The following is a 17,232-nucleotide window of genomic DNA, read 5'->3' as shown; positions in this document are numbered from 1 at the left end:
GTTTAATAAAAGTCGTTCCGCATCCACGAAAACAGCAAGAAGGAGCTATGATGATGAGTGAAGAAAATTTCAAATACTGCAAGGAATCGAAAGTTGTTAAAACCAGCAGGGTATTCCCTCTCGATACGAATAACCACCAAACGTTATTTGGCGGGAAATTAATGAGTTATATAGATGACATTGCCTCCATCTCGGCAGCAAGACACAGCCGCAGTGAAACGGTCACAGCTTCAATGGATTCTGTTGACTTTTTAGAGCCGATTGGACAAAAGGAGTCAGTATGCTTGGAATCCTATGTCACATGGGTCGGCACGTCTTCTATGGAAGTGTTCGTCAAAGTCATTAAAGAAAACTTGATGTCTGGAGAACGTAGACTCGCAGCGACTTCATTTCTGACATTTGTCTCATTAGATGAAAACGGAAAGCCTAAACGAGTCCCGCAGGTGATGCCGGAAACAGAGGAAGAGATCATGCTTCATCAAACAGCGAAGCAGCGGGCAGAGGAAAGAAAAAGCCGCCGAAAGCATAGTAAGGCGCTTGCTGACGCACTTGGGACAGATAAACCTTGGGCGTAAAAATCACCCTTTAAGCGGTGATTTTTTTTCTAGTATGGTATCTTGCATGGCAAGATAGTGTATGGTAAGATGAAGCTATCTTGTGATGCAAGGTACTGGAATCGGAGGAACAATCATGACAACATCCACACAAATGCTAAAAGGAATTTTAGAAGGCTGCCTGCTGTCGATTATTTCTGAGGGCGAAATTTATGGGTATGAAATGACGAAGAAGCTCGCACATTATGGGTTTGATCAAATAAGTGAAGGCAGTATCTATCCGATTTTGCTGCGTATGCAAAAGGAACAGCTGGTGACCACCGTCACAAAAGAGTCAGCAAGCGGACCGAAAAGGAAATACTATACGCTCACACAAGCGGGAGAACAAGCGCTCGCAGAGTTTATTGCCCGCTGGGATGAGCTTTCAAAAAATGTAAACCGCTTATTACAAAAAGGGAAGTGAGATTATGGTATCAAAAGAAACAAGACACATTCTACTAGAGCTGAAACTTTATCTCATATCAAAGGGAAAAAATCAGGATGAAATCGATGAGCTAATGGACGAACTGACAACACATGCGGTTGAGGCTGAAAAAGACGGGAAAACAGGTGAGGATGTGTTCGGCGGAGATCCGCGGAGCTATGCTGATGAACTGGCACAAGAGCTGTCAGGAAATCATAAAGACTGGGTGCCATTTGTCAGTGCTTTCTTAATTGGATCGCTTTTTTACATGATTTTAGCAGATGCAATCAGCCAAAACTTATCCTATTCTTGGTTTGCTTTGATTGGATATCCACTCGTTTTAGCCGCCAATGTCATCATGACAATTGTGATGTTTAGAGCATCTGCCTTTCAGACAGGCGGCCGTGCATTTCTTTACTTTTGGATATTAGGAATTTTTCAGCTGACAGCGATAGTGACAATCAAACTATTGGATCAAAAGGTCGGCACACCACTACTTGTCCTTACTTCTGGCCAGAGGTGGGGCGTCATTCTGCTCATGCTACTATGCATTGTTGTATTCAATGCAATCTTAAAGGCGAATGTCGTTTCATTAATTCCGATCATCTTTTTCGGTCCGCAGCTCATATTCGAATGGATTGGCTGGACGTCACCAAGTGTGATTTTGCTGCAAAGTCTGCTATCTATTGTGATTTTAATAGGGCTTATGCTCATTGTCCTGCGCCGGGCAAATAAGAAAAATGAAAATACGAATGTAAACTGAGCACATCATATCCGATGTGCTTTTCTTTTTCTAAAAAAATGTAGAAATGGAATTGTATTTTTCATTACAATGGGGAGAGGACAAAAATGAAAAGGGGTTCTGTTTTTGGATATCGTATGGGGATATGTACTAGTTTTTGTATTGGCCGCCTTGCCTTTTTTTGAAGTGATTGGTGTCGTTCCATTCGCAATCTTAAGCGGGCTGCATCCTGTGACAACGGCTATAATTGGATTCATCGGCAACTTTCTCACAGTCTTGCTTCTCATTGTGTTTGTGGACCGGTTTAAAGCATGGTGGTTAAAGAGAAAAGAAGAGAAAGGTGATGAAAAAGGAGAGAAAAAGCAGCTGCGGGCGAGAAAAATTTGGGAACGATACGGTCTGCCTGGATTAGCGCTCATTGGTCCTTTTATCATCGGCAGTCATTTAGCGGCCTTGATGTGCATGAGCTTCGGAACGAAAAGAAGGCAAGTCGCGGTGTGGATGACCGTCAGTTTAATGATGTGGACAGCGCTGGCTGCTAGTTTAACCGGTGCGGGCTTCCATTACTTTGCCCCAGATTCAAATGGGTTGTTCGGAGATATTTTTAGCAAGTAAAAAAGGGAGGGTCATCAATGACACATCAAACAAGGACAGTGCTTGAAACAGAGCGCCTTAAACTGAGAACGATGAATGAACATGATGCGTCATTTTTATATGACGAGCTGTTCCAAGATGAAGAAGTGATGAAGTATTATCCTTCTTTGAAGGATGAACAGCAGACAAAAGAGTGGATTGCATGGAATCAAAAAAATGACCGCATGTACCACACCTCTCTATGGATCATTGAAGATAAAGAAACAAATGAACGACTTGGACAAAGCGGAATTGTCCTGCAAAATATCGAAGGACAAACGGAGCTTGAGATCGGCTATATGCTAAAGAAAGCGGCGTGGGGATATGGCTATGCTGCTGAGGCCGCAAAAGGCTGTCTTACCTATGGATTTGAAGAAATGAAGGTCAGACGGATGGTCAGCTTAATACGTCCTGAGAATGAAGCGTCGGTGAAGGTCGCTTTAAAAATGGGCATGAAAAAAGAAAAAACCATTTCAAAATGGGATCAAATCATTGATGTATACAGCATCACCCGAAACGGAGAAAACGGCTCGCTTACCGAATAAGCAGAGCCGTTTTTTCTTTTATCCACGCTGTTCTAACTGAAGCAAATATTTCTTCCGTTCAATTCCCCCGCCGTAGCCCCCAAGCTCACCACTTGTTTGAATAACCCGGTGGCAGGGAATGATAATCGCCAATTGATTGGCACCATTTGCATTACCAACGGCACGAACCAAATGCGGATCACCAAGTATCGTGGCTAGATCACGATAGGATCTTGTTTCTCCTGCTGGAATGCGTGAGAGCTGGTCCCACACCTTCATTTGAAAAGGGGTGCCATGTAAGGAAAGTGGTACAGTAAACTTGGTCAGCTTTTTCTCAAAATATAAGGCCAATTCCTTTGCTAATTGCTGATGAACGTTTGTTTCTCCAACTAAAATGCGGGCATGATGCTTCTTTCTTAATGTTTCAATTTCTTTTTCGAGTCCCCGCCTGTCCATAAATTCCAGTAAATACACATGTGTGGTATCTGTCACGCTGATCATCCGCCCGATTGGTGTGGAAATAAAATTAGCATAGAGAATGTGAATCTGCGCTTTTTTAGGTGGATTTCCCATGATTTTCGTAAATGCATCATTGAAGGCGCTTGACGATTCATAGCCGAAGGTGACCTGCTGATCGATCACTTTTTTTCCGTTCAAAATTTCTTTAAAAGCAAGTCCCATTCGGCGTGATCTTGCATATTGAACAAAGGTCATGCCGTAAATGTCTTTAAATTTTCTTCGAGCTGTGGCAGAGTGAATCCCTAATTGGCGAAAGTCCTCTTCCTTCCAGCGTTTCTCAGGATTTTTTTCTACTGCTGAAACGAGTGTTTTGACTTCTTCAGGAATGCTGTTAGGGTATGTTAATGGTGTGCAGCGCTTGCATGGGCGATACCCTGCCAGCAGTGCTTCCTCCGCTGTAAAGAAAAACTCACAGTTTTCATATTTTGGCTTTCTAGCCGTACATGTGGCATGACAGAAGATACCGGTTGTCTTAATACAGGCAAAGAATGTGCCGTCATATTGCGGATTCTTGTCAACAAGTGCTTGATAAAATTCATGTTTTTGTTCATCGGTCATCATCATATGAATCCACCTCTTGATTTTCTATAAAATGTTTTTCAGTATTGTTTGGAGTACAACGGATGATCTGTAAATGCATCAACCTAAAGTTGAACGTTCATCACATCAATCTTATTTCATTATATCAGCGGTGTGATCGTTGCCGTACCTGTGCTTTAAGGAATGCGGAATAGATCCTTCTCCTTCGTATGACAATCAAGCATCATAAACATGTCAATCTCCTCCTTTTCTCATTTTTCACGTCCTGTTTTAGTTCATAAACTTTAGTTGTTTCTGTTTCATTTCTTCATAAAATGCTTCGACTTCTTGTTCGTAAAGAATGGTCTCCATGTCCTTGTATTTCCGCTTGATCGTCAATGTCATAAAAAATAAATGAATTGTCATATACGCTCGTTTCCCTTCAGTTCGCAGCCCGCAGATCTTCTTTATCAGTTGACCTGTTTCTAACCCTTAGTATACGGCGGTCCCATAAAATTTCTTTCGAAAAATGAACAAGTATATTTGCGTGTGGCAAGCAAAGCGGTAGACCGGTATTTCGGGGTGTGATACAATTTTGACACAGAATCTGCTCTAAGCCAGATCTGCTTATCATGAATTGGTTTTCTAGGGTTCCGTGCGGGTGGCGCAGTCTGGACCGAGAGAAAACACATAGGGTCTACACAATTGACCGTATGGACACGGAGGGATAAAAGCCCGGGAGATTTGATCAAACGATCGATTTCCGGGCTTTTTTTGTTGGTTGGAATCGTTCAGAAAGGAAGGGATTAGATGAAATGGGGAAATGTCTTTATTGCGGCGATCTTTGAAGTCGGCTGGGTGATGGGGTTGAAATATGCTGACTCTTTATTGGAGTGGGCCGCAACCATCGTTTGTATTGTCGTCAGCTTTTATTTACTCCTGAAAGCCACGACTATACTGCCAGTTGGCACACTTTATGCCGTTTTCACCGGGCTCGGCACAGCAGGTACTGTCATAGTAGGTATGGTACTGGGGGAGCCGGTACAGCTAGTGAAATTACTTCTAATCATGGTGCTTTTAAGCGGTGTATTAGGGCTCAAACTAACCACAGGTGAAAAGAAAGGAGAGACTGAATCATGAGCTGGCTTTTACTCATTGGGGCAGGCATTTTAGAAATGATTTGTGTCACCATGATGAATCAATTCCAGAAAGACCGGCATGTCAAATGGATTTTATTCATTGCAGCTGGATTTTCGCTGTCCTTTCTCATGCTCTCTCTTGCGATGAATACAATTCCGATGGGAACGGCATACGCCATTTGGACTGGCATTGGAGCTGCTGGAGGAGCCATTGTCGGCATGCTGTTTTACGGTGAGTCGAAGGACGCAAAACGTATTTTCTTTATCGCACTGATTTTATCTGCGGCGGTCGGGTTAAAAATCATTGAATAAAAAAAGGCTGGCATCTGTCTGCCAGCCTCAGCATGTAGACAAACCCTCGCATTCTTTGTCAGGCCTGCGCTTGTACTCACGAATGTCAAATTCGCTCCGTTCCGGTGCTCGCCCTTCCTAGGGCTGCAAAGGTTTTTATCACGCTGAAAAAGGAGAAAAAGGGCTAAAATAAAAATCATTTTAGCCCTTTTTTGTTACATCGAATGATGATTGGAATCGTTTTCATTTTTGCGGTAAAGCTGACTCACTAGAAGAAAACAGACACCAAATGTGAGCAAAGGAATGAGTCTCTCACCGGCCATAAAAAGATAAATACCTGTGATCAGACATACGATGCCGAGCCAAAAGCTCACTTTACCAAACAAAGTCATGCTTTTCATCTCCATCACTCCTTTTGTGATAAAAGGTCTACTCACATTATATCACGCTAGGTACAGAATTGAATGAATATTCAATAAAAAACGGGCTCTCCATTGCTTTTTCTCTTTCCAGTCCAGTATAATATTTCATTAGAATGAAAACGTAAATGAGGTCATGATACATGAGAACATTGATTACAGAGAAACTTGAATTACACAGACAAAAGCACGAGCAAAAAGGCAGATTGCTTGTCAGCTGCCCGGATCAGCCTGGTATTGTATCAGCTGTTTCTTCCTTTTTATTTGAGCACGGAGCGAACATCATTGAATCCAGCCAATACACAACCGATCATGAAAGCGGCCGGTTCTTTTTAAGAATTGAATTTGATTGGAAAGACATCTCGGCGAATATGGATCAATTGAAAAATAGCTTTGAGCCAATCGCAGCATCATTTCAAATGACGTGGAGCATGTCGCGTGCAAGTGAGCTTAAAAAGCTGGCAATCTTTGTGTCAAAAGAGCTTCATTGTTTGCATGAGCTTCTGTGGGAATGGCAAAGCGGAAATTTAATGGCTGAAATCGCAGTTGTGATCAGCAATCATGAAACGGCAAAAGATACAGTAGAATCGCTTGGAATCCCATTCCATTTTGTAAAGGCGAACAAAGACATTCGCAAAGAAGCTGAAAAAGAGCAGCTCGCCTTATTAGAAGAGTACGACATTGATGTGGTTGTGCTTGCTAGATACATGCAAATTTTAACGCCTGGATTCATTGAAGAGCATCCGAACAAAATCATTAATATTCATCATTCCTTCCTGCCGGCGTTTATTGGTGCAAACCCATACAAGCGGGCATATGAGCGGGGAGTCAAATTAATTGGTGCGACTTCTCATTATGTCACCAATGATTTAGACGAAGGCCCGATCATTGAACAGGATATTGAGCGGGTAGATCACCGGGATGATGCGGAAGCCCTAAAAAATATTGGCCGGACAATTGAGCGCAGTGTGCTTGCACGTGCTGTCAAATGGCACCTTGAAGATCGAATTATTGTTCATGAGAATAAAACGATTGTCTTTAATTGACCGCTTGACTTTTCTTTAGCAATTGGTGATAATATAAAAAAATTAACGAGCGTTGAAAAGGAATAGTAAGCAGGAACTGATGCGTAAAGAGAGCAAATGATGTGCTGAAACATTTGCCGCAGACAGCTGCTGAACCTGCCCTTTGAGCCTTAGAGGAAAAATCTAAGCGCGTGCCTGGCGTTACAGGAGTTGAGTGGAATAAGCAGATCGCATGCTTATTCAATGAAGGTGGTACCACGGAAAATCCCTTTTCGTCCTTTACATAAGGAGAAAAAGGGATTTTTTTGTGCCTAAAGGTATAGCGGAGGGAATCAAGGATGAAAAAGCAAAGGATCGTCATAAAAATTGGCAGCAGTTCATTAACCGAGCAAAAAGGAGCCATTGATGAACAAAAGATGCAGGATCATGTAAGAGCCATAGCAAAGCTCAAAGAAGCAGGGCATGAAATCATTTTAATTTCGTCAGGAGCCGTTGCAGCAGGATTTGGCAGCTTAGGCTATCCATCAAGACCTGTAACCTTAAAGGGGAAACAGGCAGCTGCCGCCGTTGGTCAGGGCTTGTTAATGCAGAAATATACAGAGCTTTTTTCACAGTTTCACATGACACCTGCTCAAATGCTTTTAACACGTAATGACTTTTCAGATCGAACAAGATATCGAAATGCTTACGCAACGATGATGGAACTGCTTGAAAGAAAAATTTTGCCGATCATAAACGAAAATGATTCAGTCTCGATCGAGGAGCTTACCTTTGGGGATAATGACATGCTGTCGGCTCTTGTCAGTGGATTAATCCATGCAGACCAATTGATCATATTAACAGACATCAATGGAATTTATGATGCTAATCCAAATGAGCATCCTGAGGCGAAGCGGTTTGATGTATTGACCCACATTTCAGAAGAATTGTTTTCATATGCGAAGAGCACTGGTTCAAAGGTTGGAACAGGCGGAATGAAATCGAAGCTGTCTGCTGCACAAACGGCACTTTCACTTGGCGTGAAAGTCTTCATTGGAACAGGCACTGGGGAAGACAAGCTGCTTCGCATTCTTGCGGGGCAAGGTGACGGAACGTATATCGGTGAACAGGACTTATCAGCTGTGAACAACCGCCGTCAATGGATTCAATTCCACTCACCGGTCTCTGGAAAGATCATGATTGATGCAGGAGCGGAAGCGGCGATTTTGCATAATGGCAGAAGCCTTCTTCCGGCAGGAGTCATTGATGTCGCTGGTGACTTTTCTAAAGGAGAGGTCGTAGAAGTCGTCGGTCCAAACGGATTAGTTGGTAAAGGGCAAACCTTGTACGCATCCGATGAGCTTCTCGGCATTAAAGGAATGCGAAGTGACGAGCTTTCAAAAGAGAAGCCTGAGGTCATACACCGGGATCACTGGGTACAGCATGTACAAAACTGAGGAGGGAATACAATGAATGAAGTTCTTGAAAAAGCAAAAAAAGCAAGTGCAGCCAAAGATCAGCTGCTCCTAAAAACGACAGAACAAAAAAATGCTGCCCTGCACGCCATCGCGAGTGCACTAAAAGCATCTTCAGCTTATTTAATGGAGGAGAACCAAAAGGATGTTCAGGCTGCTGAGGAAAAGCAGTTCACGCCATCTGTCATTGACCGGATCACACTCACGGAAGAGAGAATTGCAGCAATTGCTGACGCGACCCTTCAACTCATTCAGCTAAAAGACCCAATTGGTGAAACGTTAGAAACCATTCAAAAAGAAAACGGTCTGTTCATCGAAAAGGTCCGTGTACCGCTTGGAACAGTTGGAATGATTTATGAAGCAAGACCAAACGTGACAGTAGATGCTGCGACCCTTTGCTTGAAAACTGGGAATGCTGTTATTCTGCGCGGAAGCTCATCAGCTATTCATAGTAATAAAGCAATTGTAAAGGTGATTCATGAAGCGCTTCATACGACGGATATTCCAGTAGACAGTGTGCAATTGATTGAAGATACAGGCCGTGAAACGGCGAAAACGCTGTTCACCTTAAATGATTATCTGGATGTCCTCATTCCGCGCGGCGGGAAGAATTTAATTGATCTTGTCGTGAGAGAGTCAACTGTGCCAGTGCTTGAGACAGGTGCAGGAAATTGTCATATCTACATTGATGAAACAGCGAAAAACGAAATGGCTGAGCGGATTGTGCTGAATGCCAAAACCCAAAGACCATCTGTTTGTAATGCGATCGAGAGCATTGTCATTCATGAAACTTGGGCAAAAACATATGGCGCTTCGTTATTTGAAGCCCTTCAATCAAATGGGGTAGAGATACGCGGGGATGAAGCTGTTTGCGCGCTTGCTCCTAGTGCTGCATTAGCGAAAGCAGAGGACTATGCAACGGAGTTTTTAGCACCGATTGTCAGTATTAAAATTGTAGAAAACATAGAACAAGCGATTCAGCATATTCAAACATATAGCTCTAAGCACTCTGAAGCGATCATTACGGAAAATGATGAGCATGCAGCCCTTTTCTTAACAGCTGTCGATGCTGCCGCTGTCTATCATAATGCCTCTACTCGTTTCACAGATGGCTTTGAGTTTGGCTATGGAGCGGAAATAGGTATTAGTACACAAAAACTTCATGCAAGAGGGCCAATGGGTCTGCCAGCCTTAACGTCTGAAAAATTTGTCATTCGTGGTCAAGGACAAATAAGAGAATAACGAATTCAAAAGAGAGTCTTGTGACAACAGGCTCTCTTTTTCCTTTCATTTTTGTATTTCTCCGGTCAAGTATGATAAAATATGGTAATGTTTTATATTTTGAGAAGATTGGAGAAGGCAACGTATGGCGAAAATCATTCCCTCTTCGGATATTGGAGTGAAAATCAACAAGTGGTATGAATTAATCCGCAGATTTGATTCAGAACAAGCAGAACAGTTAAAACAGGAAATTCGCACCTCTCTTGATTCAATGGAAGAAGATCAGAATTTGCTTCTCTATTTTTCTTTAATGGAATTTAGGCATGAAGTCATGCTCGATTATTTAAAGCCATTAAAGGAAGGAAAGCTTCGCGCCAACTTTTCCGAGCTTTCGAAAGAAATAGATGAGCATCAAACGCATGTCACAGGCATGCTTGAATACTACTATCATTTTTTTAGAGGCATGTATGAATTCGGACGGAGGGAGTACATTGCTGCCATATCGTCTTATCAAAAGGCAGAGCACAAGCTATCTTTTGTATCAGATGATATTGAACGTGCGGAATTTCATTTTAAAATGTCAGAAATATATTATCACATGAAACAAACACATATCTCGATGCACCACGCTAAACTAGCGCTGGATGTTTATGTTCAGCATGAACTGTATGCGCTTCGCACCATTCAGTGTGAATTTATTGTGGCCGGTAACTACGATGATATGAGAAGGCATGAAAAAGCATTACCCCATCTCGAAAGAGCACTTGCGAGATCAAGAGAGTTTCAGAATGTGCGTTTTATTGCCTCCTCTTTGTTTAATATGGGCAACAGTTATTACCGAATGGGAGACTTGGGCCGCGCACTCGAATTAATGAAAGAATCCATCTCGTTATTTGATCAAAATCAATCCGATCATCTTCGTCGATCTATAGACCCTCTTTATACAGCCGCTCAGATATTATACAAACAAGGAAAACACGAAGAAGCATTACACTACAGAGAAGAATGTATGAAGCGAGCAGAAGCTCTTCAAGATGACATTCATATACAGAAAACCATCTTTCTAGAAGCATTGTACTTAAGACAAGATGCTGAGCATATCAAACGAATTTTCCATTTTTTAGAGTCTGCCTATGCATATCCAGATATAGAGGAGCTGGCATTAGATACCGCGAAGTATTATAATGAAATGGAGGATTATGAAAAATCTTCCATGTTCTATAGGGAAGCGGAACATGCTCGAATCTATATTCAGAGAGGGGATTGTTTATATGAATTTTAAAAAATGGGCAGTCGTCTGTACAAGCATCACCATCATGGCATTGTGGCTGGCAGGAGCAAATGCCGACCCAGATAACAGAAACCACACGCTAGAACAACCGAATCCGCAGCATGATATCATCTAAAAGCCCTTATTAAAGGGCTTTTTTTACTGCCTAAACACAATTCTGAGGGACATGCTCATAAAAAGGAAACGAGGAGGAAAACTTAAAAAAGAGTATTTATTGATTGACTCTGTAATTTAAATTGTGTACAATTCAATTGTAGAAAATATTATTGGAGAGAAAGAGGGTTATATTCATGTCAGACGTTTTATTTACAGCAACGGTATCAGCTGTCGGAGGAAGAGAAGGAAAGGTTGTTTCAACAGATGGTGTACTTGAGCATGATGTAGCAATGCCTGGAACACCAAGAGCAAAAAAACTTGAAAAAGCAACAAATCCAGAGCAATTATTCGCAGCAGGCTACTCTGCATGTTTTGATTCAGCCCTTCAAATGGTAGCGAGACAAGAGCGTATTCGTTTTGAAAGTGAAGTTACAGCACATGTCAGCTTATTAAAAGACAGTTCAGATGGCGGCTTCAAACTAGGCGTTCAATTAGAAGTAAAGGGAACTGGAATTGAGCAGTCAGCATTAGAAGAACTTGTTCATAAAGCACACGGCGTTTGCCCATATTCAAAAGCAACTCAAGGAAACATCGAAGTAGAACTAGTAGCTGTTGCACAATAATAGACATCATAAAAGGCTGAGGGAATGTTCCCTCAGCCTTTTGGTTGTGTTAAATTTTGCAAAAGCTCATGCAAAGAGGCACGCAGTGTTTTTAGTTCTTCTTCCGATCTGCCTGTCCCAGTCAGCATGTGAGACGGGATCGCAGTGGCCTTTTCTTTTAGCTGTTCTCCATATTCCGTTAAACGAATTTGCACAGACCGCTCATCCTCTTTCGAACGTTCGCGGATAATGAGTCCGTTTTGCTCCATTCGTTTCAGCATGGGTGTGAGTGTACCGGAGTCTAAATAGAGAAGCTCTCCCATCGTTTTCACATTTAATGTTCCATGCTCCCACAATAAAAGCAGTGCCAAATATTGCGGATACGTAATGTTTAATTCTTCTAATAACGGTTTATACTGCTTTGTCATCTCTCGTGAACTTGCATATAACAAGAAACAAAGCTGATTTTCCAGCTTCATATGTTCAAATTCATTTGTCATGTCAGTCACCAACTATTTTTTGTCATACTTATCATTGTATAAGATTTTCTTCCTTTTTAAAATAAATACAGACGAAAAATGAAAAATTCTTCAATGTGCGATAAATGTTTGAGAAATGAATAGAACGTGAAAAGGATGAATAGATGAAGGAGGAGATGAAGATGAAACCATTATTCACAGCAAAAGTAAAGGCACAGCATGGAAGAGCTGGACATGTTCGTTCAGAAGACGGTGTGCTCGATCATAACATTGTCATGCCTAACGCAAAGAAAGATGGAGAGACTGGCACAAACCCAGAGCAATTATTTGCAGCAGGATATGCAGCTTGTTTCGGAGGAGCACTTGAACAGGTAGCGAAGAAGCAAGGGGTAGAAATAGAATCGGAAATAGAAGGCCATGTCAGTCTTTTAAAAGATGAAAGCGACGGCGGCTTTAAGCTTGGCGTAAAGCTGATTGTGTCTGCGAAAGGTCATGATCATGAGAAAGTGAAAGAGCTTGTCCATGCTGCACATGAATTCTGTCCATATTCAAAAGCAACAAGAGGGAACATTGAAGTAGAGCTTGAAGTGGCTGAATAAAAAAGTTTTCTATCACGCTGAAAAAAGAAACACCTGCTTACGAGCAGGTGTCTTTTTTAATATTCTTTCTTTTTATCATATGCTTCCCATGCTTCAAATGGCGCAAGGGTTTTTTGAGGTGTCAGCTTGTAAAATGGTATATTTCTTGATTCGTACTCTTTATTGATTTCTTCATAAATAAACGAGTCATCAAAACCAGAATCCGCTGCATCCTGATGGCCAGCGGCAAAATACACCGCTTTCGGTCTAGCCCAGTAAATAGCACCAAGGCACATCGGACAAGGCTCACAGCTTGTGTATAGAGTGCAATCTTCTAATTGGTATGTATTCAGCGTCTGGCACGCCTTTCGAATGGCTGTGACTTCAGCATGTGCGGTTGGATCATTTGTTGTTGTCACATTGTTGCTTCCCTCGGCAATAATCTGACCATCCTTGACAATGACTGCTCCAAAAGGGCCGCCAGTACCACTATTGACTCCTTCTACTGCAAGATCAATTGCGCGTTGTAAAAAATCTTCGTGATTCATTGTCTTCCTCCCTTTGTTCGACTGACTTCTCTAGTATAAACGAATCATGCTATAAAAGAAATCATCATAGTAGAAGATCGAACAGGACAATTTACGCATAAAAAACCCCTGCCATGTTCAGCAGGGGAGAGACATTCAATTATGCGTGCTGCGCCAGCTTTTTACGAGCGACTTCAGCAGCTGTGACCATGTTTTTCAAAGCAGCAATGGTTTCAGGCTCTTGTCTAGTTTTTAGACCACAATCCGGATTCACCCAGAAGCGATCTGTCGGACAAACGTTCAGCGCATCATCAATGATTTCGCTCATTTCTTCAACAGATGGAACGCGCGGGCTATGGATGTCATAAACGCCTAGTCCAAGTCCTTTCAAATACGGGTGCTTTTCTAAGTAATCGAGGAATCCGCCATGACTGCGTGAATGTTCAATTGTAATCACGTCAGCATCCAAGTCTTCGATCGTATCGACAATATCCTCGAAGTTACTGTAGCACATATGTGTATGAATTTGTGTGTCATTTTGAACAGATGATGTGGATAAACGGAATGACTCTGCTGCCCAGTTTAAATATTCTGCCCAATCACTTTCTTTGAGCGGAAGACCTTCTCTTAGCGCAGGCTCATCCACTTGGATGACTTGAATACCTGCTGCCTCTAACGCTTCTACCTCTTTACGCAAAGCGAAAGCGATTTGGAATGCAATGTCTTTACGAGAGATATCCGTTCTTGGGAATGACCAGTTTAAGATAGTGACAGGTCCTGTCAGCATTCCCTTGACTTTTTTCTCTGTTAAGCTTTGCGCGTATACCGTCTCTTTCACTGTCATTGGCTCTGTAAACTCTACATCTCCATAAATGATTGGAGGCTTCACGCAGCGTGATCCATAGGATTGCACCCAAGCAAATTTCGTAAAGGCAAATCCGGCTAGCTTTTCACCGAAGTATTCAACCATGTCTGTACGTTCAAATTCTCCATGTACGAGCACATCCAGGCCAATTTCTTCTTGAATATCAATCCATCGTTTTGTTTCTTTCTTAATAAATTCATCATACTCTGCATCTGTCCATTCATTTTTGCGCCACTTTTGACGAGCACTGCGCACTTCGGCAGACTGCGGGAAGCTGCCAATCGTTGTTGTTGGAAGAAGTGGCAGCTCAAGAGATTCGTTTTGGATACGCAGGCGTTCTTCAAAGGCTACTGGGCGTTTAAAATCCTTTGATGAAAGATTGTTGCGTTCCGCTGTTAGATCCGCATTTGTTCCTTTTGCGAACTCTTTTAAGGTAAGAAGTGCTTGTGCTGCTTCGTTAATGTCGGCATCAATGGCAGCTGCTCCTTTTGTTAAACCTTCTTTTAGCAGTGTCAATTCAGCCAGCTTTTCAGTGGCATAAGACAGTCCGTTTAATAGTTTTTCTTCAAGCTGTTCACTTGGGTGTTTGGCAACTGGCACATGCAGTAAGCTGCTTGATGGCTGCAGCCAAACTTCTTTCGGCTGAACGTCAGCGATGACTTCAGAAATAAAGGATAATCTTTCGCCAAGATCTGATCTCCAAATATTTCTTCCATCAATGACGCCTGCTGCTAAAATTTTATCTTTCGGGAAGCCGTGCTTTTTCACTTGATCAAGGTTGCGCCCTTGATCATGGACAAAATCAAGACCGATTGCTTCAACAGGATATGTGACAAGCTCTTCATACGCATCTACTGAATCAAAGTATGTTTGAAGAAGAATGTTCAAGCCAGGTACGGCTTCTTTGATCGTTTGATAGATTTCTTTTACGGCTTTTACGTCTTCACTTGAAGCTGTGACAAGTGCAGGTTCATCAATTTGAACCCATTTGACGCCGGCTTCTTCAAGTTCTTTTAAAAGCTGAATATAAAGCGGCACTAGACGCTGCTGGATTTCTTTCACTTCATTTGCTTCATAACCTTTAGAAAGTGAGACAAATGTATAAAGACCAAGTACAACAGGTTTTGTTTCAACACCAAACGCTTTTTTCACCTTTTCGAAAGCTTCAAGCGGTTTGTTGTGTGTGAGTTTAAATTCTGTGCTTTTTTCGTATTCTGGAACGATGTAGTGATAGTTTGTATTAAACCATTTTGTCATTTCACTTGAGACGGCATCTTTTGTTCCTCTTGCCATCGCGAAGTATGTATCTAGCGGGTCTTTTAAGCTGCGGAAGCGCTCTGGAATCCAATTGAACATAACAGCAGTATCCAGCACGTGATCATAGAAGGTGAAGTCTCCAGAAGGAACAACATCAATTTGTTGATCAATTTGTGTTTTAATGGCAGTTAAAAATTGTTCATCCAGTGTGCTTAAGAGGGTTTCACGGTCTGTTTGACCTTTCCAGTAAGACTCAAGTGCTTTTTTCCATTCTCTGTTTAAACCAATTCGCGGAAAGCCTAGATTACTTGTTTTAACAATTGTCAATTCCAATTCCTCCTCTAAATATAAAAAGACATTTACGCTCATGATCAAGATTGATGAGGCAAATGTCTGGTTTAAAAGACAAAATGTGTGTGCGAAATAAGGCGTGAGTATAACTAACGCTTTTCCGACATCTCCTATCAACCGTAGGGGGTTTGATGTGATAGAGCGGCTGGTATCCTGGCTGGTGAATCTGCAAGCTTTTCATCCTTCCCATCCTGATGACAGTGGATTCATGAGAAAAGCTCTCCTCACTCACAGTGGCGGGACCGCGCCGGATTTTCACCGGTCTTCCCAATTAAAATTCGACGTGTGATCGAATTACCGACTCTCAAACTATGAATTTATTGTGTTCGATTATATAACGTTCACTTCATTTCGTCAAAGTAAATTTTGAATAATTTTAATTAAAAAAATCCTGAGAAAATTCTATCTTTTCTCAGGACCTCTATTTAAGCTATAGAGATAAAAGATCTGCTTCCAATGTTTTTTCTAAAAGGACATCAGGCGCAGTTAAATATAAAAATCCATTCCCTACAAGGGCTTTCGACTGCTTTAATGGCAGGGTTCTTCTGACAAGCTGAGCATAGACCTCAGGCTCTGTCAGTTTGCGCTGGAACGCTTCTTCTTCAGCATTTTTGATAATGGCTAGTGCACCGCTTACGTGAGGGGCAGCCATTGAAGTCCCTGTGAGTCTGCCATATTTATGGTTAGGGAGAGTGGATAAAATGTCTTCTCCTGGAGCGACGAGGTCGATTTCTTTATTGGCGTTAGAAAATTCAGAGGATTCTCTTGCAAGGGAAACAGAACCGACGGCAATGACTTCATTGTATGCTGCTGGGTAGGAGAACTCTTCCGTACGCTCGTCCCCGTCCCCTTCATTTCCTGCTGCGCACACAACAAGCACACCGCTTTTTACCGCATTTTGAATGGCTTCCTGCAGGGCTGGCTCATTGCTTGGACCACCGAGAGACATGGAGATAATATCAACCTTCTGCTCTGCGGCATAGTTGATGCCGTCAATGATCCATTCATATTTTCCGCTGCCATTTTCACCGCCAAGAACTTTCACGATGAGCAGCTTGGCTTCAGGGGCAACCCCTAAAATTCCGCCATTTTGATCTGTTGCGGCAATCGTTCCTGCTACATGGGTACCATGTCCATTGTAGTCTTTTACATTTTCAGCATCTCCATCGTCATCATCGGTAAAGTTCTTCCCACCGATAATCTGATCTTTTAAGTCGGGATGCTCTGTGTCACAGCCTGTATCAAGGACAGCAATGGTTATGCCTTTTCCTTTGAAGCCACTTGACCAAAGTTCGGGTGCTTTAATCTCCTGAATACTTTCCGGCGTCTCTTTCGCTTCCATCACATTGGCTTTTACTTCATACGGAATTAAGCGAATTTCACCTTTCATAAGAAAGCCCTCCTTATTTTGTTTTCAAAGTAGATTCAGGCTGCGTAATGTTATTGTATAAAAGAAACTTTTGATCGGAAAGGGTCAATTGTAATAATTTTTCAAATAATCAATCTATTATCAAAAGTGCAGTTCTCCTCACTTATTGACGAAAGAGCTCACCTTTTGAAGAAAACTCTTGATATCATATGAAAAAGAAGGAAATGCTGCATAGTGAGGTTGCACCTGTACAGATGAAAATGGGTGAATAGAACTAAAAGAGGCAGACTAAAAAATAATGAAATCAAGTAACA

21 protein-coding genes, 2 riboswitches and 1 other annotated feature are annotated in these 17,232 nt (G+C 42.0%); of the genes, 14 read left to right on the top strand and 7 right to left on the bottom strand.

What is annotated here, in order from left to right; all coding sequences use genetic code 11:
• Nucleotides 1-53: 53 nt before the first annotated feature.
• From NSS92_RS08220 to NSS92_RS08200, 5 genes are all read left to right on the top strand, one after another.
• Nucleotides 54-575: an acyl-CoA thioesterase gene (locus NSS92_RS08220; RefSeq protein ID WP_008346212.1), complete on the top strand. Its 522-nt coding sequence runs from the start codon at nucleotides 54-56 to the stop codon at nucleotides 573-575.
• Between the two features lie 115 nt (nucleotides 576-690).
• Complete coding sequence (locus NSS92_RS08215) at nucleotides 691-1,017, top strand: PadR family transcriptional regulator (RefSeq protein ID WP_267586084.1); 327 nt, start codon at nucleotides 691-693, stop codon at nucleotides 1,015-1,017.
• Nucleotides 1,018-1,021: 4 nt separating this feature from the next.
• Entirely contained in the window at nucleotides 1,022-1,780 is a 759-nt protein-coding gene (locus tag NSS92_RS08210) for an HAAS domain-containing protein (RefSeq protein ID WP_340867304.1), read from the top strand.
• Nucleotides 1,781-1,885: 105 nt separating this feature from the next.
• Nucleotides 1,886-2,374, top strand: a complete 489-nt coding sequence (locus NSS92_RS08205; RefSeq protein WP_267586086.1) for a small multi-drug export protein — start codon at nucleotides 1,886-1,888, stop codon at nucleotides 2,372-2,374.
• Nucleotides 2,375-2,391: 17 nt separating this feature from the next.
• Complete coding sequence (locus tag NSS92_RS08200; RefSeq protein ID WP_267586087.1) at nucleotides 2,392-2,937, top strand: GNAT family N-acetyltransferase; 546 nt, start codon at nucleotides 2,392-2,394, stop codon at nucleotides 2,935-2,937.
• An 18-nt stretch (nucleotides 2,938-2,955) separates the two neighbouring features.
• Here NSS92_RS08200 and NSS92_RS08195 read toward each other — a convergent pair whose 3' ends face one another.
• Together NSS92_RS08195 and NSS92_RS08190 are read right to left on the bottom strand one after the other, a co-directional pair.
• Complete coding sequence (locus tag NSS92_RS08195) at nucleotides 2,956-3,999, bottom strand: bifunctional transcriptional activator/DNA repair enzyme AdaA (protein WP_267586088.1); 1,044 nt, start codon at nucleotides 3,997-3,999, stop codon at nucleotides 2,956-2,958.
• Nucleotides 4,000-4,245: 246 nt separating this feature from the next.
• Nucleotides 4,246-4,380 carry a YrzI family small protein gene (locus NSS92_RS08190; RefSeq protein WP_267586089.1) on the bottom strand — a complete coding sequence of 45 codons (135 nt, stop codon included), beginning with the start codon at nucleotides 4,378-4,380 and terminating at the stop codon, nucleotides 4,246-4,248.
• Nucleotides 4,381-4,588: 208 nt separating this feature from the next.
• Nucleotides 4,589-4,698, top strand: a riboswitch (guanidine-I (ykkC/yxkD leader).
• 66 nt (nucleotides 4,699-4,764) lie between these two features.
• Here NSS92_RS08190 and NSS92_RS08185 point away from each other — a divergent pair.
• On the top strand, nucleotides 4,765-5,094 hold the full coding sequence (locus NSS92_RS08185) for a DMT family transporter (RefSeq protein ID WP_267586090.1): 330 nt from the start codon (nucleotides 4,765-4,767) through the stop codon (nucleotides 5,092-5,094).
• The gene (locus NSS92_RS08180) at nucleotides 5,091-5,405 is read left to right on the top strand and encodes a DMT family transporter (RefSeq protein ID WP_087975553.1); all 315 of its coding nucleotides are present in this window, start codon (nucleotides 5,091-5,093) and stop codon (nucleotides 5,403-5,405) included. The genes NSS92_RS08185 and NSS92_RS08180 overlap by 4 nt, the downstream gene beginning before the upstream one ends.
• A gap of 194 nt (nucleotides 5,406-5,599) precedes the next feature.
• Here the strand turns inward: NSS92_RS08180 and NSS92_RS08175 are convergent, their stop codons facing one another.
• On the bottom strand, nucleotides 5,600-5,785 hold the full coding sequence (locus tag NSS92_RS08175) for a hypothetical protein (RefSeq protein ID WP_024424637.1): 186 nt from the start codon (nucleotides 5,783-5,785) through the stop codon (nucleotides 5,600-5,602).
• Between the two features lie 161 nt (nucleotides 5,786-5,946).
• Here NSS92_RS08175 and purU point away from each other — a divergent pair, with 161 nt between their 5' ends.
• From purU to NSS92_RS08145, 6 genes are all read left to right on the top strand, one after another.
• Nucleotides 5,947-6,849 (top strand): formyltetrahydrofolate deformylase, encoded by a 903-nt coding sequence (gene purU, locus NSS92_RS08170; RefSeq protein ID WP_024424638.1) that lies wholly within the window; start codon nucleotides 5,947-5,949, stop codon nucleotides 6,847-6,849.
• Between the two features lie 43 nt (nucleotides 6,850-6,892).
• Nucleotides 6,893-7,111: a binding site (T-box leader), on the top strand.
• Between the two features lie 55 nt (nucleotides 7,112-7,166).
• Nucleotides 7,167-8,264 (top strand): glutamate 5-kinase, encoded by a 1,098-nt coding sequence (gene proB, locus NSS92_RS08165; protein WP_041085058.1) that lies wholly within the window; start codon nucleotides 7,167-7,169, stop codon nucleotides 8,262-8,264.
• A gap of 12 nt (nucleotides 8,265-8,276) precedes the next feature.
• The gene (locus NSS92_RS08160) at nucleotides 8,277-9,524 is read left to right on the top strand and encodes a glutamate-5-semialdehyde dehydrogenase (protein ID WP_267586091.1); all 1,248 of its coding nucleotides are present in this window, start codon (nucleotides 8,277-8,279) and stop codon (nucleotides 9,522-9,524) included.
• Nucleotides 9,525-9,648: 124 nt separating this feature from the next.
• A complete protein-coding gene (locus tag NSS92_RS08155) occupies nucleotides 9,649-10,785 on the top strand; it encodes a Rap family tetratricopeptide repeat protein (protein ID WP_340867303.1) in 1,137 nt (378 codons plus the stop codon).
• Nucleotides 10,775-10,909, top strand: coding sequence for a phosphatase (locus NSS92_RS08150; protein WP_111291289.1), 135 nt, complete (start codon nucleotides 10,775-10,777; stop codon nucleotides 10,907-10,909). Before NSS92_RS08155 ends, NSS92_RS08150 begins: the two co-directional genes overlap by 11 nt.
• Nucleotides 10,910-11,084: 175 nt before the next feature.
• Nucleotides 11,085-11,513 (top strand): organic hydroperoxide resistance protein, encoded by a 429-nt coding sequence (locus NSS92_RS08145; RefSeq protein WP_024424643.1) that lies wholly within the window; start codon nucleotides 11,085-11,087, stop codon nucleotides 11,511-11,513.
• Nucleotides 11,514-11,545: 32 nt separating this feature from the next.
• On the opposite strand, the gene NSS92_RS08140 is transcribed toward NSS92_RS08145, so the two are convergent.
• Nucleotides 11,546-11,992, bottom strand: coding sequence for a MarR family winged helix-turn-helix transcriptional regulator (locus tag NSS92_RS08140; protein WP_025092313.1), 447 nt, complete (start codon nucleotides 11,990-11,992; stop codon nucleotides 11,546-11,548).
• 161 nt (nucleotides 11,993-12,153) lie between these two features.
• Between NSS92_RS08140 and NSS92_RS08135 the strand changes: the two genes are divergently transcribed.
• The gene (locus tag NSS92_RS08135) at nucleotides 12,154-12,570 is read left to right on the top strand and encodes an organic hydroperoxide resistance protein (protein ID WP_340867302.1); all 417 of its coding nucleotides are present in this window, start codon (nucleotides 12,154-12,156) and stop codon (nucleotides 12,568-12,570) included.
• Nucleotides 12,571-12,626: 56 nt separating this feature from the next.
• On the opposite strand, the gene NSS92_RS08130 is transcribed toward NSS92_RS08135, so the two are convergent.
• The 3 genes from NSS92_RS08130 to NSS92_RS08120 all read right to left on the bottom strand — a co-directional run bounded on the left by NSS92_RS08130 (nucleotide 12,627) and on the right by NSS92_RS08120 (nucleotide 16,939).
• A complete protein-coding gene (locus NSS92_RS08130; RefSeq protein ID WP_251215581.1) occupies nucleotides 12,627-13,097 on the bottom strand; it encodes a nucleoside deaminase in 471 nt (156 codons plus the stop codon).
• Nucleotides 13,098-13,236: 139 nt separating this feature from the next.
• Nucleotides 13,237-15,525 carry a 5-methyltetrahydropteroyltriglutamate--homocysteine S-methyltransferase gene (gene metE / locus NSS92_RS08125; protein WP_340867301.1) on the bottom strand — a complete coding sequence of 763 codons (2,289 nt, stop codon included), beginning with the start codon at nucleotides 15,523-15,525 and terminating at the stop codon, nucleotides 13,237-13,239.
• A 150-nt stretch (nucleotides 15,526-15,675) separates the two neighbouring features.
• A riboswitch (cobalamin riboswitch) is annotated at nucleotides 15,676-15,867 on the bottom strand.
• A gap of 112 nt (nucleotides 15,868-15,979) precedes the next feature.
• The gene (locus NSS92_RS08120) at nucleotides 15,980-16,939 is read right to left on the bottom strand and encodes a S8 family peptidase (RefSeq protein ID WP_024424648.1); all 960 of its coding nucleotides are present in this window, start codon (nucleotides 16,937-16,939) and stop codon (nucleotides 15,980-15,982) included.
• Nucleotides 16,940-17,232 lie beyond the last annotated feature (293 nt).

Source organism: Bacillus sp. FSL M8-0166, from assembly GCF_038008825.1.
Taxonomy (GTDB): domain Bacteria; phylum Bacillota; class Bacilli; order Bacillales; family Bacillaceae; genus Bacillus; species Bacillus safensis.
The sequence above is the reverse complement of the archived record's forward strand: the minus strand, read 5'-3'. Positions and strand labels throughout refer to the sequence as shown.